The organism is Microvirga sp. BF8, from assembly GCF_059888585.1.
In genome coordinates, this window is record NZ_CM187619.1 from 3,740,562 (window position 1) to 3,752,878 (window position 12,317).

Annotated in this window: 14 protein-coding genes and 1 pseudogene; 2 read left to right on the top strand and 13 right to left on the bottom strand. The window is 62.4% G+C overall.

What is annotated here, in order from left to right:
* Positions 1–7: 7 nt before the first annotated feature.
* On the bottom strand, positions 8–895 hold the full coding sequence (locus AC522E_RS17725; RefSeq protein WP_500747553.1) for an MBL fold metallo-hydrolase: 888 nt from the start codon (positions 893–895) through the stop codon (positions 8–10).
* Between the two features lie 119 nt (positions 896–1,014).
* On the opposite strand from AC522E_RS17725, the gene AC522E_RS17730 reads away from it, so the two are divergent.
* Together AC522E_RS17730 and AC522E_RS17735 are read left to right on the top strand one after the other, a co-directional pair.
* Positions 1,015–1,560: a rhodanese family protein gene (locus AC522E_RS17730; RefSeq protein ID WP_500747554.1), complete on the top strand. Its 546-nt coding sequence runs from the start codon at positions 1,015–1,017 to the stop codon at positions 1,558–1,560.
* 121 nt (positions 1,561–1,681) lie between these two features.
* Positions 1,682–2,122 (top strand): protein tyrosine phosphatase family protein, encoded by a 441-nt coding sequence (locus AC522E_RS17735; protein ID WP_500747555.1) that lies wholly within the window; start codon positions 1,682–1,684, stop codon positions 2,120–2,122.
* Positions 2,123–2,540: 418 nt separating this feature from the next.
* Here AC522E_RS17735 and AC522E_RS17740 read toward each other — a convergent pair whose 3' ends face one another.
* The 12 genes and pseudogenes from AC522E_RS17740 to urtB all read right to left on the bottom strand — a co-directional run bounded on the left by AC522E_RS17740 (position 2,541) and on the right by urtB (position 12,272).
* Complete coding sequence (locus AC522E_RS17740; protein WP_500747556.1) at positions 2,541–2,813, bottom strand: HupE/UreJ family protein; 273 nt, start codon at positions 2,811–2,813, stop codon at positions 2,541–2,543.
* Positions 2,814–2,919: 106 nt separating this feature from the next.
* A pseudogene (locus AC522E_RS17745) lies at positions 2,920–3,114 on the bottom strand (HupE/UreJ family protein); the annotation flags it as partial.
* A gap of 11 nt (positions 3,115–3,125) precedes the next feature.
* A complete protein-coding gene (gene ureG / locus AC522E_RS17750; protein ID WP_500747557.1) occupies positions 3,126–3,749 on the bottom strand; it encodes an urease accessory protein UreG in 624 nt (207 codons plus the stop codon).
* Positions 3,746–4,444 (bottom strand): urease accessory protein UreF, encoded by a 699-nt coding sequence (locus tag AC522E_RS17755; protein ID WP_500747558.1) that lies wholly within the window; start codon positions 4,442–4,444, stop codon positions 3,746–3,748. The genes ureG and AC522E_RS17755 overlap by 4 nt, the downstream gene beginning before the upstream one ends.
* Positions 4,437–4,916, bottom strand: a complete 480-nt coding sequence (locus AC522E_RS17760) for an urease accessory protein UreE (protein WP_500747559.1) — start codon at positions 4,914–4,916, stop codon at positions 4,437–4,439. Before AC522E_RS17760 ends, AC522E_RS17755 begins: the two co-directional genes overlap by 8 nt.
* 2 nt (positions 4,917–4,918) lie before the next feature.
* The gene (gene ureC, locus AC522E_RS17765; protein ID WP_500747560.1) at positions 4,919–6,646 is read right to left on the bottom strand and encodes an urease subunit alpha; all 1,728 of its coding nucleotides are present in this window, start codon (positions 6,644–6,646) and stop codon (positions 4,919–4,921) included.
* Positions 6,646–7,266: an urease subunit gamma gene (locus AC522E_RS17770; protein WP_500747561.1), complete on the bottom strand. Its 621-nt coding sequence runs from the start codon at positions 7,264–7,266 to the stop codon at positions 6,646–6,648. Before AC522E_RS17770 ends, ureC begins: the two co-directional genes overlap by 1 nt.
* A gap of 9 nt (positions 7,267–7,275) precedes the next feature.
* Complete coding sequence (locus AC522E_RS17775; protein WP_500747562.1) at positions 7,276–8,148, bottom strand: urease accessory protein UreD; 873 nt, start codon at positions 8,146–8,148, stop codon at positions 7,276–7,278.
* Positions 8,093–8,788: an urea ABC transporter ATP-binding subunit UrtE gene (gene urtE, locus AC522E_RS17780; RefSeq protein ID WP_500747563.1), complete on the bottom strand. Its 696-nt coding sequence runs from the start codon at positions 8,786–8,788 to the stop codon at positions 8,093–8,095. The genes AC522E_RS17775 and urtE overlap by 56 nt, the downstream gene beginning before the upstream one ends.
* 2 nt (positions 8,789–8,790) lie before the next feature.
* Positions 8,791–9,543 (bottom strand): urea ABC transporter ATP-binding protein UrtD, encoded by a 753-nt coding sequence (gene urtD / locus AC522E_RS17785; RefSeq protein WP_500747564.1) that lies wholly within the window; start codon positions 9,541–9,543, stop codon positions 8,791–8,793.
* Between the two features lie 3 nt (positions 9,544–9,546).
* Positions 9,547–10,683: an urea ABC transporter permease subunit UrtC gene (urtC, locus tag AC522E_RS17790; protein WP_500747565.1), complete on the bottom strand. Its 1,137-nt coding sequence runs from the start codon at positions 10,681–10,683 to the stop codon at positions 9,547–9,549.
* Positions 10,680–12,272, bottom strand: a complete 1,593-nt coding sequence (urtB, locus tag AC522E_RS17795) for an urea ABC transporter permease subunit UrtB (RefSeq protein ID WP_500747566.1) — start codon at positions 12,270–12,272, stop codon at positions 10,680–10,682. The genes urtC and urtB overlap by 4 nt, the downstream gene beginning before the upstream one ends.
* Positions 12,273–12,317: the final 45 nt, after the last annotated feature.

Below are 12,317 nucleotides of genomic sequence, written 5' to 3' on the forward strand. Positions count from 1 at the left end.
GCTTCCGTTAGACGACCTCTTCGGCGCCACCCTTCAGCTTCACCGGGATCATCAGGTACCGCACGCCATTGGCTTCGGCGGGCGGAAACTTGCCGGCGCGGATGTTGGTCTGGATCGAGGGCAGAAGGAGTCGGGGCGCAGCCAGCTTGGCGTCGCGCGCCTGGCGCATGGCCACGAACTCATCCTCCGTTACGCCGCCCTTCACGTGCACGTTCCTCGCACGCTGGTCTGCCACCGTGGTCTCCCAGGCATAGGTATCGCGCCCTGGAGCCTTGTAGTCGTGGCACATGAACAGCCGCGTCTCCGGCGGCAAGGCCAGCAGTCGCTGGATGGAACGATAGAGCCTGTGCGCATCCCCACCGGGGAAGTCGGCACGCGCAGTTCCGTAGTCGGGCATGAATATGGTGTCCCCCACGAACACCGCATCCTCGACCCTGTAGGATATGTCGGCCGGGGTGTGCCCAGGGGTGTGCAGGACCTCCACGTCGAGCTCACCGATCCTGAAGCGCTCGCCGTCCCTGAACAGGTGGTCGAAGTCGCTGCCGTCCGGATTGAGGTCGGTGGCATTGAAAATCGGGCGGAAGATTTTTTGCACGTCCTTGATGTGCTCGCCGATCCCGATCTTCGCTCCCGTCCTGGCCTTGATGTAGGGCGCACCTGAGAGGTGGTCGGCGTGGGCGTGTGTCTCCAGCGCCCACTCGACGGTGTAGCCCCCCTCCCGAGCCGCTTTCAACATCGCCTCGACAGACCGGGTGTCGACCGTCCCCGAATGGTGATCGTAGTCGAAGACAGGGTCGATGATGGCTGCCTTCTTGGTAGCCGGATCCGCGACCAGATAGCTCACTGTATTGGTGGGCTCATCGAAGAATGGCCGGATCATTGGTTGGCCTGACATGATTTGAACCTCCTGGTGGCTTGGTTCGATGGGTATTGACAATATATAAGAAATATCTAAATAAGCAATATCTAATTTACTGGCCTGCCCGAGACCTGACCCTACATTTGGAGACGATCATGACGCTTCCTACCCTCACCCCTGTTGAAGCCAAGCGCCTGGTCGACCAGGGCGCCGTCCTCATCGATGTCCGCGAGGCCGACGAGCATGCCCGGGAACGGATCCCCGGCGCCAAGCTGATGTCCCTGTCGAAGCTCGATCAGACCACTCTCGCCCTGCAGGAGGGGAAGCCAGTGATTTTTCACTGCAGGAGTGGCGCCCGCACCAGGAGCAATGCGCACCGCCTCGCCAGCAAGGTTGGCGGCTCCTGCGAGGCCTTCATCGTCGAGGGCGGCCTCGATGCCTGGAAGAAAGCTGGTCTGCCAGTCGCGGTTGACCGCCGCCAGCCGCTCGAACTGCAGCGCCAGGTCCAGATCGGGGCTGGCGGCATGGCTCTCTTCGGCACTCTGCTGGGCTTGCTAGCTTCGCCCTTGTTCTTCGTGGTCCCGGCTTTCGTAGGCGCCGGCCTGCTGGTCGCGGGCCTCACCGGCTTCTGCGGCATGGCGCGTATCCTAGTGAGGGCTCCCTGGAACCGGGCCGCCTACGCGCAGCCCAGGCAGGCCTGAAGTCGACCTTGCCTTCTCTGGATCCCGGTGCGCTCAATACGGCGTTGACCGGCCTGATCTTCGACGGAGTGATCGATATGCTGGTCAAAAGCCTTCGCATCTTCTGAAGTGGAGACATCCCATGAAAGCCGTCAGCCTAACACCCAACCTTTCGGTCGCTCATCAATTGACGGAGCGGGATCTCGAGGAGGCCGCAGCAGCAGGTTTCAAGACCGTCATCAACAACCGCCCCGACGGCGAGGCCCCGGACCAGCCCCGAAGCGACGATCTCGCGGCCGTTGCCGAGCGTCTGGGATTGGACTACCGGCACATACCGGTCGTATCGGGACAACTGTCAGGCGAACAGGTCGAGGCGTTCAGGGCGGCGATCACGGAGGGACGGAAGCCTTCCCTCGCCTTCTGTCGCACCGGCACACGCTCAGCCACCCTGTGGGCGCTTGCCGCCAGCGACCGCCTTTCGCCGAACGAGATTCTGCAGACCACTTCGGAGGCAGGCTACAATCTCGAGGCCCTGCGGCCCCGGCTGGAGATCTCTGCGAACGAGCGACCGGCTACTCCCTGACGGTCTCCGCCGGACCGAGTGAACCTTCTGTCGTCGGCGGCTCCCTCGCGCCGCCGCTGGCGGGCCGTGCTCTCCAAGAGCATTTCATGAGCCGTCCGACCGATGATGTTCGCGTCCGCTTCCCGGCTTTGCCCCGGCGTCCTTGAGATTGCAACCCGGCGCACCATTTGCCTTTTGAATCCAGAGACTCACTTCGTAACCTTGCGGAGTCAGCCAATGTCAAAAGCATCGAAGGGCGATACGGAACGAGACGCTCTCGACAGAGAGCTTGATCGAGAACTTGCAGGAACATTTCCCGCGAGCGATCCGCCCAAGATCACCCGTTCATCGCCAAGTTCTCAAATCACTCCCAAAAGGCATCCTGGTGATGAGCCGGTCGGCAACATCACGGCCGAGAAACAAAGGGATGAACCCCACCCTAGGCAAAGGCCAGCACGAGGCCCGCGAGGGTAAGGGCGGCTCCGAGCGAGCGAGCGGCAACCCTATGGCGCAATACCATGCGGCTGAGAGCGATACCGAGAGAATGCAAGGCCGCACTCGCCAGAGCGAAGCCTACACCGTATGGAAGGGCGGTGGCCTCGGACGGCATTTCGGCGCCGTGTGCATAGCCATGAAAGAGAGCAAAGAAGCCGACAAGCATCGCAGCAGCGCTCATGGGCCAAGTCCGGCCTAATGCCACCACGCCTCCCACGGCAACAACCGAAGCAGCAATTGCAGTTTCGGCAGCGGGAACGGCAAATCCCCGCCATGCCGATGGCTCCGCCCAACACCATCATGAGTACAAAGCTACCGGGCACCACGACAAGGGCGCCCCCGCCAAGCAATGTGGCGAGCAGACCGACGCCAACCATGGCAAGCGCGTGGTCGGGCCCGCCGAAAGGATGTAGGAACCCGGCAGCGAAGCCGGAACCCAGGTGCATTCCGGTGTGCGCCAGTGCCGGCGTTGCGACCGTTGCCAATACCGCGGCAAGGATGGAATATTTGATTCGCATGGATTTCCTCCTCAGGCGGCTGTGGTCAATCCACCAGCCTGCTCAATAAACTTCGCGATGGAATCCACGCCCAAACCAGCTCGGATATTACTAAAGACGTATGGGCGCTGGCTTCGCATGCGCTTCGTATCCTCTTCCATGATGGCGAGGCTGGCGCCCACAAAGGGCGCGAGGTCGATCTTGTTGATCACCAAGAGGTCCGAGCGAGTGATGCCTGGGCCACCCTTGCGTGGAATCTTCTCGCCCCCTGCGACATCGATGACGTAGATCGTCAGATCCGCAAGTTCGGGCGAGAAGGTGGCGGACAGGTTGTCGCCGCCGGACTCCACCAGCACGATGTCGAGCGCCGGGAAGCGTTTGCGCATGGTGGCAATGGCCGCCAGGTTGATCGACGCATCCTCGCGAATGGCCGTGTGCGGGCATCCGCCGGTCTCGACTCCCATGATGCGCTCCACCGGCAGGGCTCCGGCTACGGTGAGGAGGCGGGCGTCCTCCTTCGTGTAGATGTCGTTGGTGATGGCGCAGATGTCATAGCGGTCGCGGAAGACCTTGCAGAGTGCCTCCATCAGAGCGGTTTTGCCTGAGCCGACCGGCCCGCCGATGCCGACACGAAGAGGTCCAGCCTGGGTGATCATGAACGGAAAAGCCTCGTATATTGGTTTTCATGTTGGAAGGAGCCGAGGTCGGCACGGAAGGTCGCGCTGCCGAGATCATCCAGGGATAAGCCGATGGCTTCACACGCGACTTTCTGCACGGTCGCAGCCAGGGCAGCACAGACACGGATACCAGCCGTCTGCCCGATGGGAGCCAGCCTGATCGCCGACGAGACGAGCGTTTGCACAAGTCCGAAGAGATAGGCGCTCGAGGTGAGTGGCAGAGGAAGCCGGTGCGCCGCAGCCGCCATGCCGACGGCGACCGGGAAGGCCACCTCTCCTTCCCATGCGGGCAGATTTGGCGCGGGCCACGCGGCAAGCGTCGCATCGAGGAAGCTGCGCCCCTGCTGGCTCGTCTCAAGATACAATTCGGTGGATGGGGAGAGCGCGAGGGTCAATTCGTTGATCGCTGCCAGAGCGGCCTCATCGCCAATCTCCACCGCCTTGTAGGCTTGGCTCAATGAGATCGCATCGTTGCGGCCGAACCCGACCAACATCTGATCAGTCAACCAAGCCATGAGCGTTTCCGCGCTTGTTACGTCCCCTGCGTCGACTGCCCATTCCAGGGTATGGGAATAGGCATAGCAACCGACAGGATAGGAGGGAGACAACCAAGCGAAGAGCGGCAGGATATTCTGCCCCCGCTCTGCGGCCCGCAACGGGATTGCGTCATCCATGGCCGTGTCCAGGGCGGTCAGAATGCTCGCCAACCGCGTGATGGTGATAGGCGCCCCGCACCGGACGGAACGGACGCCCGACGATCTCTACCCTGGCTCCAAGCCCCTGCAGCATGCCCAGCAGCACATGATCATAGGCGATATAGATCGCATTCTTCGTGATCTCTGCGGGAATGTGCCGGTTCCCGATGTGCCAGACAACGGTCAGGAGATTGAGCGCATCCTGCGCGGAGACTTCGATCAGCGTTTCGGAGGCTGCCCTCACCTCTACGAGCCAACCGCCATCGAGGCGAATGGCGTCCCCGTCCTCCAGCACCTCGGCCCTGTCGAGATCGAGCAGGAAGGCGGTGCCGCCGTCGGCGCTCAACATGATCCGGCGACGGTAACGGTCACCATGGTCGAGGGTGATGATGTCGACGATGCGGTCGGCATCGACTGCGTCGCGGCGGATGATGGATGTGGCGCGGATCATGTTCAGAACAGAAAGTAACGTTGAGCCATGGGGAGGACCTGGGCCGGTTCGCAGACCAGCAGCTCGCCGTCGGCGCGCACGTCATAGGTCTCAGGGTCAACCTCGATGACGGGCGTAGCGCCGTTCAGCACCATATCCTTCTTGCTGATGCCGCCACGAACGTTCTCGACGGCGACGAGCTGCTTCTGGACTCCAAGTCTGCGTGCTAGCCCGTTGTCGGCTGCGGCCTTGGACACGAAGGTGAGCGAGGTTGTCGCCAACGCCCGGCCATAGGCCGCAAACATCGGGCGGTAATGCACGGGCTGCGGTGTCGGGATCGAGGCATTCGGGTCGCCCATACGCGCCGCCGCGATCGCTCCTCCCTTCATGACAAGGTCGGGCTTCACGCCAAAGAAAGCAGGCGTCCAAACCACGAGGTCCGCGAGCTTTCCAGGCTCGACAGAGCCAATATGTCGGGATATCCCATGCGCGATGGCAGGGTTGATCGTGTACTTCGCCACGTAACGCCGGACACGCAGGTTGTCGTTGTCGCCGGTCTCGCCGGGCAGTGGCCCACGCTGCACCTTCATCTTATGCGCAGTCTGCCAGGTGCGGATAATGACCTCGCCGACCCGGCCCATTGCCTGACTGTCGGAAGACATCATCGAGAGTGCGCCGATATCGTGTAGAATATCCTCCGCTGCGATGGTCTCCTTGCGAATGCGACTCTCGGCGAAGGCCAGATCCTCGGGGATAGACGGATCAAGGTGGTGACAGACCATGAGCATGTCGAGGTGCTCGTCAATGGTGTTCACCGTATAAGGTCGCGTCGGATTCGTGGAGGATGGCAGCACATTGGGCAACCCTGCCACCTTGATGATGTCCGGTGCATGTCCACCACCGGCTCCTTCCGTATGGAAGGCATGGATCGCTCGGCCCTTGAAGGCCGCAATCGTGTCCTCGACGAAACCCGATTCGTTCAGCGTGTCGGTATGGATCATCACCTGTACGTCATAGGTATCGGCAACCGAGAGGCAGCAATCGATGGCGGCAGGCGTCGTGCCCCAGTCTTCGTGGAGCTTGAGAGCGCAGGCGCCCGCCTCGATCATCTCCTCCAGCGCGCCGGGTTGTGAGGCGTTGCCTTTGCCGGCGAAGGCGAGATTCATGGGAAAGGCGTCTGCTGCTTCGATCATGCGGGCGATATGCCACGGCCCGGGCGTGCAGGTGGTGGCAAAGGTGCCCGTGGCAGGCCCTGTGCCACCGCCTAGCATTGTCGTGATGCCCGACATCAGGGCCTCTTCAATCTGCTGCGGGCAGATGAAGTGGATGTGAGAATCGAAGCCACCGGCCGTGACGATCTTGCCTTCGCCCGCGATGATCTCCGTACCTGGGCCGATGATGATGTCGACATTGGGTTGCACGTCCGGATTTCCGGCCTTGCCGATCCTGGTGATTCTTCCGCCCCTGACGCCGATATCACCCTTCACGATGCCCCAATGATCGAGAATGACCGCGTTGGTGATGACTGTATCCACGGCACCCGCGGCTCGGCTTGCCTGTCCCTGCCCCATTCCGTCGCGGATAACCTTGCCGCCGCCGAACTTTACTTCCTCGCCATAGGTCGTGAAGTCCTTTTCGACCTCGATCACGATCGAAGTATCGGCGAGCCTGATCCTGTCCCCCGTCGTGGGGCCGAACATGTCGACATAGGCTGCGCGCGGGAGAGAGGCCGGCTGTCGTGCATCCGTCATCACAGTGCCCCCATCACGCATTGGCGGAAACCGTAGACCTCGCGCTTGCCCGACAGGGCCACCAGAACGACCTCACGCGTGGATCCGGGCTCGAAGCGCACCGCCGTCCCCGGCGCGATGTCGAGGCGCATGCCGCGTGCCTTCTCGCGATCGAAAGACAGAGCCGGGTTGGCTTCGAAGAAGTGGTAGTGGCTGCCGACCTGGATAGGCCGGTCGCCTGTGTTCGCCACGGTCAGAACGTATCGCTCCGCGCCTTCGTTGAAGGCGATATCGCCATCCCGGGTCATGATCTCGCCGGGCGCATCCTTGGAAGTGGCGCCCCGGATCGGGTGGTGCACGGTCACGAGCTTTGTGCCATCGGGGAACGTAGCTTCCACCTGGACGTCGTGAACCATCTCGGCCACACCATCCATCACCTGATCGGCGGTGATGACATGCGCGCCTGCCTCCATCAGCTCGGAGACGGATCGCCCGTCGCGCGCACCCTCCACGACCGTGTCAGTGATGAGAGCAATGGCCTCCGGGTGATTGAGTTTCAACCCGCGCTCGAGGCGACGGCGGGCCACGGTGGCGGCCATGGCGATGAGGAGTTTGTCTTTTTCACGAGGTGTGAGCTGCATTGTTCAACCCTAGCTGAGCCAGACACGAGGCAGGGGCTCGCCACGAAACGTGAGAAGAAACGGACAGATGGCCGCACGCAATGCCTCGACAGTGATGGCGCAGAAGCGTACGGCGAGGAGACCGTTCCAAGCGCTCGCCGCCGCATCGCAGCCATTTCCGCAACGCAGCCGGGCACGCACGGATTCCAGGCGAGCCTCGACATCGGGAGCGACATGAATGAAGGTTGCGAGGGCGCGCGCGCCGTTGCCGACACTCGGCTTCTGCAGCAGGTCGGCGATGGCCCCACCAAGCCGCAGCGTGTCCGCGTAGATGAGGCGCGATCCACGACGAATGCGCCATCGGTCGACGAAGAGACCATCCAGGACGCGTTCCCCCATCGCCTCCCTCCCGAACACAACCGCTTCGAGAACGGTGAGGCGCGCATCCTCGGCGATGGTCGCCTCAAGGCTCCTACTGAGCCTCGCCCCGTCGAACAGGATTGTCTCCTGAGGGAGCCAATCGATTCGGGCCCTTGCCTCCGCGGCAAGCGTCACCGTCAGTTCGGACACCGGCCCATCCGAGCGATAGACCTTCTCCGCGGCCGGCGTCACGACTGTCACAGAGGCATCGGCCTGAGCCTCAATTCCCACCGCGAATCGATCTCCGCAGGCGATGCCGCCTGCTGTATTGACGAGAGCCGCGTCGAGTCCTGCGCCCTCTCCCTTCGGGAGACGAATTCGCAAGGAGCCGCTTTCCTCGATGCGCATCGGCCGGGTCTGTCCGCTGAAAGCGGCTGCAGCAAAAGAGATACGGCCGACGGCCCTTTGGCGTAGGGCTGGAGCGCCGTCAAATGGCAAGGCGCTGACGAACATCATCACCCTCCAGCGCTGCGCGGTCGCCATGCTGGACAATCTCGCCGCGCTCCATGACCACGAAGTGGTCTGCCAGATCGCGAGCGAAGTCGAAGTACTGCTCAACCAGCAGGATCGCCATGTTCCCATGCCTGCGCAGATGGGAAATGGCGCGGCCGATGTCCTTGATGATCGAGGGCTGGATGCCTTCGGTCGGCTCATCGAGCACGAGGAGGCGGGGACGCATCACCAGCGCTCGGCCGATCGCCAGCTGCTGTTGCTGGCCGCCGGAGAGATCCCCGCCACGACGCCCCAGCATGGATTCGAGGACCGGAAACAGCTCGAACACCTCCCCGGGAATGTGCCGCAGGCCGCGCTTCAAGGGAGCGAAGCCGGTCTCGAGGTTCTCCTTCACTGTCAGGAGCGGAAAGATCTCGCGCCCTTGGGGCACATAGGCGATGCCGCGCGCTGCGCGCTCAAAGGGCTTTAAGCGCGCGATGTGCTGTCCGTCGAACACGATGCTGCCGCCCGAGATCGGCCGTTGGCCCGCGATGGCGCGGAGCAGAGATGTCTTGCCCACGCCATTGCGCCCGAGGACGCATGTGATCTCACCAATGGCGGCTGCGACGGAAACGCCGCGCAAAGCCTGAGCGGCGCCGTAGTGGAGAGACAGGTTCTCGACTGCAAGCATCCTTATCGACCCAAATAAACTTCAATGACACGCTCGCTCGCGCTCACGGCGTCGATCGATCCCTCGGCCAGCACAGAGCCCTCATGCAGGCACGTGACCTTCACGTCGAGATCGCGCACGAAGGTCATGTCGTGCTCCACCACAATCACAGCCCTGCTTCTGGCAATATCACGAAGAAGTTTGGCGGTATCGGCGGTCTCCTGGTCGGTCATGCCTGCGGCAGGTTCGTCGATCAGCAGGAGCTTTGGCTCCTGCGCCAGCAGCATCCCGATTTCGAGCCATTGCTTCTGCCCATGAGACAGCTCCCCTGCCTTGCGGTGGCGCTGAGCCGTCAGGCGCACGCGTTCCAGGAGAGCGTCAATTCTCTCCCGCTCTCGAACTGTGCGACGCGAGAACAAAGCTGCGAGAGGCCCGCGCTCGTTCTTCAGCGCAAGAAGCAGGTTGTCTTCGACCGTATGCATCTCGAACACGGTCGGAGTCTGGAATTTTCGGCCAATGCCAAGCTCCGCGATGGCCGTCTCATCAAGAGCCGTCAGATCGTGGGCGCCTTCGAAAAGGACTGTGCCCTCGCTGGCTCGTGTCTTGCCGGTAATGACGTCCATCATGGTCGTCTTGCCTGCCCCGTTAGGGCCGATGATGGCGCGCATCTCCGCGTGATCGATGGCAAGCGAGAGAGCGTTCAACGCGCGGAAGCCGTCGAATGAAACGGTGACGTTGTCGAGGTATAGCAGTGTCGGCGTAACTGGCGCTGTCATGAGCTACTCCGCCGCATGAGTGACGGGTTCGGGCGAGCGGCCCGCCCGCAGCCGTTGGATGGAGCGTCCCCACATGTCCCCGGCTGCGCCGAGGATGCCGCGGGGCGTGAAGAGCGTGACGAAGACGAACAGGCCGCCCAGGGCGAACAGCCAGAACTCCGGCAGAGCAGCGGTGAACCAGGTCTTACCGGCATTGACCAGCAACGCGCCGAGGATGGCCCCGGCCAGAGTTCCGCGCCCGCCAACCGCGACCCAGATCACGACCTCGATGGAATTCGCAGGAGCGAACTCGCCCGGGTTAATGATGCCGATCTGCGGCACGTAAAGAGCGCCCGCGACGCCCGCCAGCATGGCGGAAAGCGTGAATACCGCGAGCTTGTAGTGCTCGACGCGGTACCCGAGAAAGCGCGTTCGGCTTTCCGCATCGCGCACGGCCACGAGCACCTTGCCGAAGGTGGACCACGTGACCCAACGGCACAGCAGATAGCCGCCGGCGAGCGCCAGGATCGAGAGCACGAACAGGATGATCCGCGTCGAGCCGGACTGGATTGGGAAGCCGACGACTTCCTTGAAGTCGGTCAGCCCATTGTTACCGCCCAATCCCATATCATTGCGAAAGAACGCCAACATCAACGCGAAGGTCATGGCTTGGCTGATGATGGAAAAATAGACGCCCGTAACGCGCGAGCGAAATGCAAACCAGCCGAATACGAAGGCAAGCGCTCCCGGTACCAGCAACACCATCAGCGCGGCAAAGGGGAACCAGTCGAAGCCGTTCCAGAACCACGGCAGCTCCTTCCAGTTCAGGAACACCATGAAATCGGGAAGGATCGGATCCGCATAGACACCTCGCGGCCCGATCTGCCGCATGAGGTACATTCCCATGGCGTAGCCGCCCAGCGCGAAGAAGGCCCCGTGCCCGAGGGAGAGTATGCCACAGAAGCCCCAGACCAGATCGACTGAGAGCGCCAGCAGGGCAAAGCAGACATACTTGCCGAACAACGGCACCAAATGGTCCGAGAGGTGCAACGCCGATCCGGGCGTGGCCAGTCCATTCGCGGCTGTCACCAGAACGGCGGCGCCTGCCAGGAACGACAGAACGAGGATGGTGCGCCCGTCGAACAAGGATTCGGTTCTCATGCCTCGATTGCCCTGCCTTTGAGTGCAAAGAGCCCGCGCGGGCGCCTTTGGATGAAGAGGATGATTGCGATGAGTAGAGCAATCTTACCGAGGACCGCCCCCGCATAAGGTTCGAGCAGCTTGTTGGCGATGCCGAGCGTCATCGCGCCCACCAGTGTGCCCCACAGGTTCCCGACCCCGCCGAACACGACCACCATGAAGCTGTCGATGATGTAGCCTTGCCCAAGATTGGGGCCGACATTGTCGATTTGGGAGAGCGCTACGCCGGCGACGCCCGCCACCCCCGATCCGAGTCCGAATGCCAACGCGTCGATGCGGCTGGTCCGGATGCCCATGGATCCCGCCATACGGCGATTCTGGGTCACGGCCCGGACGTAGAGCCCGAGAGACGTGTATCGCAGCACGAGTAGAAGGATTGCAAAGACCGAGAAGGCGAAGACCACGATGGCGATGCGATTGCACGTCAGGCTCATCGCTCCGAGGTCCAGCGCGCCACTCATCCAGGCCGGTGTTCCGACCTCGCGGTTGGTGGGGCCAAAGATTGTGCGCACCCCCTGCTGCAGGATCAGAGAGATTCCCCACGTTGCGAGCAGGGTTTCCAGAGGACGCCCATACAGGAAGCGGATGATCGTCCTCTCAAGGAGAACCCCGATCGAGCCTGCGACCAGAAAGGCAAGCGGCAGGGCGATCAGAAGCGAGGCCTCGAGCAGGCCGGGCGCATAGGAGCGGATGAGTTCCTGCACCATGAATGTGGTATAGGCCCCCAGCATCACCATCTCGCCATGGGCCATGTTGATGACCCCCATCGTTCCGAAGGTGATGGCGAGTCCGATGGCAGCCAGCAGCAGGACGGACCCAAGGGAGATGCCGTACCAGACGTTCTGGAGCGCCTCCCAGAAAGCAAGGCGCGTCCTGATGCTATCGGATGCCTTTCCCGCGGCGGCTTTCAGGTCAGGCGATGCGTTGGACGGAAGGTTGGACAGGAGGGCAAGTGCCTCCTGATCACCACGAACCTTCAGGGTTTCGATGGCAGCGAGCCTCTGCATGGGCAGGGCATCCGACTTGATCAAGAGGATGGCGGCACGCGCGCTCTCCAGCGCAGTCCTGACCTGGATCTGATCCTCCTGCGCAATGGCTGCCTCCAGGGTCGGCAGGGCTCCCACGTCCCGAGAGCGAAATACGGCGCGTGCAGCCTCCAGGCGCTTTCCAGCGTCGGGGCTGAGCAATGTCAGGTTGCCGAGCGCTGCCTCGATAGCGCGGCGCACGCGATTGTTGATCCGGACCGGCTTCAGCTCGCCGGTCGCATTGCCCCATGCCTGGCCTGTAGCTGCATTGATCAGCTCTCCGGAGGTCACGCGAATGAAGACCTGGCCGGACCCAACCAGAAGCCGCCCGTCGCGCAGGGCTTCGATCACATCTGCCGACAGGCGACTTCCACTGCCCGCAATGGCGCCGATTGCGGCCTCCGTATCCGCATAGCTGTCATGGGTGATTTTAGGCAGCGCCTCTTCGTAAGGCCCTGCCAAGGCAGCGGAGACCATGCCAAGCAGCAGGACGAAGACCCACAGGATGTTGCGCGAGCAAGACATGGAGCGAACTTTGAACGAGAGGGGATGTGAGGGCGCTGTGACCGC

Bases quoted from the DNA above. Each gene is read 5' to 3' on its own strand.
- urtD (WP_500747564.1), bottom strand. From the start codon at position 9,543: ATGACAGCGCCAGTTACGCCGACACTGCTATACCTCGACAACGTCACC.
- ureG (WP_500747557.1), bottom strand. From the start codon at position 3,749: ATGATCACCCAGGCTGGACCTCTTCGTGTCGGCATCGGCGGGCCGGTC.
- urtE (WP_500747563.1), bottom strand. From the start codon at position 8,788: ATGCTTGCAGTCGAGAACCTGTCTCTCCACTACGGCGCCGCTCAGGCT.
- AC522E_RS17755 (WP_500747558.1), bottom strand. From the start codon at position 4,444: ATGGATGACGCAATCCCGTTGCGGGCCGCAGAGCGGGGGCAGAATATC.
- AC522E_RS17760 (WP_500747559.1), bottom strand. From the start codon at position 4,916: ATGATCCGCGCCACATCCATCATCCGCCGCGACGCAGTCGATGCCGAC.
- AC522E_RS17770 (WP_500747561.1), bottom strand. From the start codon at position 7,266: ATGCAGCTCACACCTCGTGAAAAAGACAAACTCCTCATCGCCATGGCC.
- AC522E_RS17730 (WP_500747554.1), top strand. From the start codon at position 1,015: ATGACGCTTCCTACCCTCACCCCTGTTGAAGCCAAGCGCCTGGTCGAC.
- AC522E_RS17735 (WP_500747555.1), top strand. From the start codon at position 1,682: ATGAAAGCCGTCAGCCTAACACCCAACCTTTCGGTCGCTCATCAATTG.
- ureC (WP_500747560.1), bottom strand. From the start codon at position 6,646: ATGACGGATGCACGACAGCCGGCCTCTCTCCCGCGCGCAGCCTATGTC.
- AC522E_RS17725 (WP_500747553.1), bottom strand. From the start codon at position 895: ATGTCAGGCCAACCAATGATCCGGCCATTCTTCGATGAGCCCACCAAT.
- urtB (WP_500747566.1), bottom strand. From the start codon at position 12,272: ATGTCTTGCTCGCGCAACATCCTGTGGGTCTTCGTCCTGCTGCTTGGC.
- AC522E_RS17775 (WP_500747562.1), bottom strand. From the start codon at position 8,148: ATGGCGACCGCGCAGCGCTGGAGGGTGATGATGTTCGTCAGCGCCTTG.
- urtC (WP_500747565.1), bottom strand. From the start codon at position 10,683: ATGAGAACCGAATCCTTGTTCGACGGGCGCACCATCCTCGTTCTGTCG.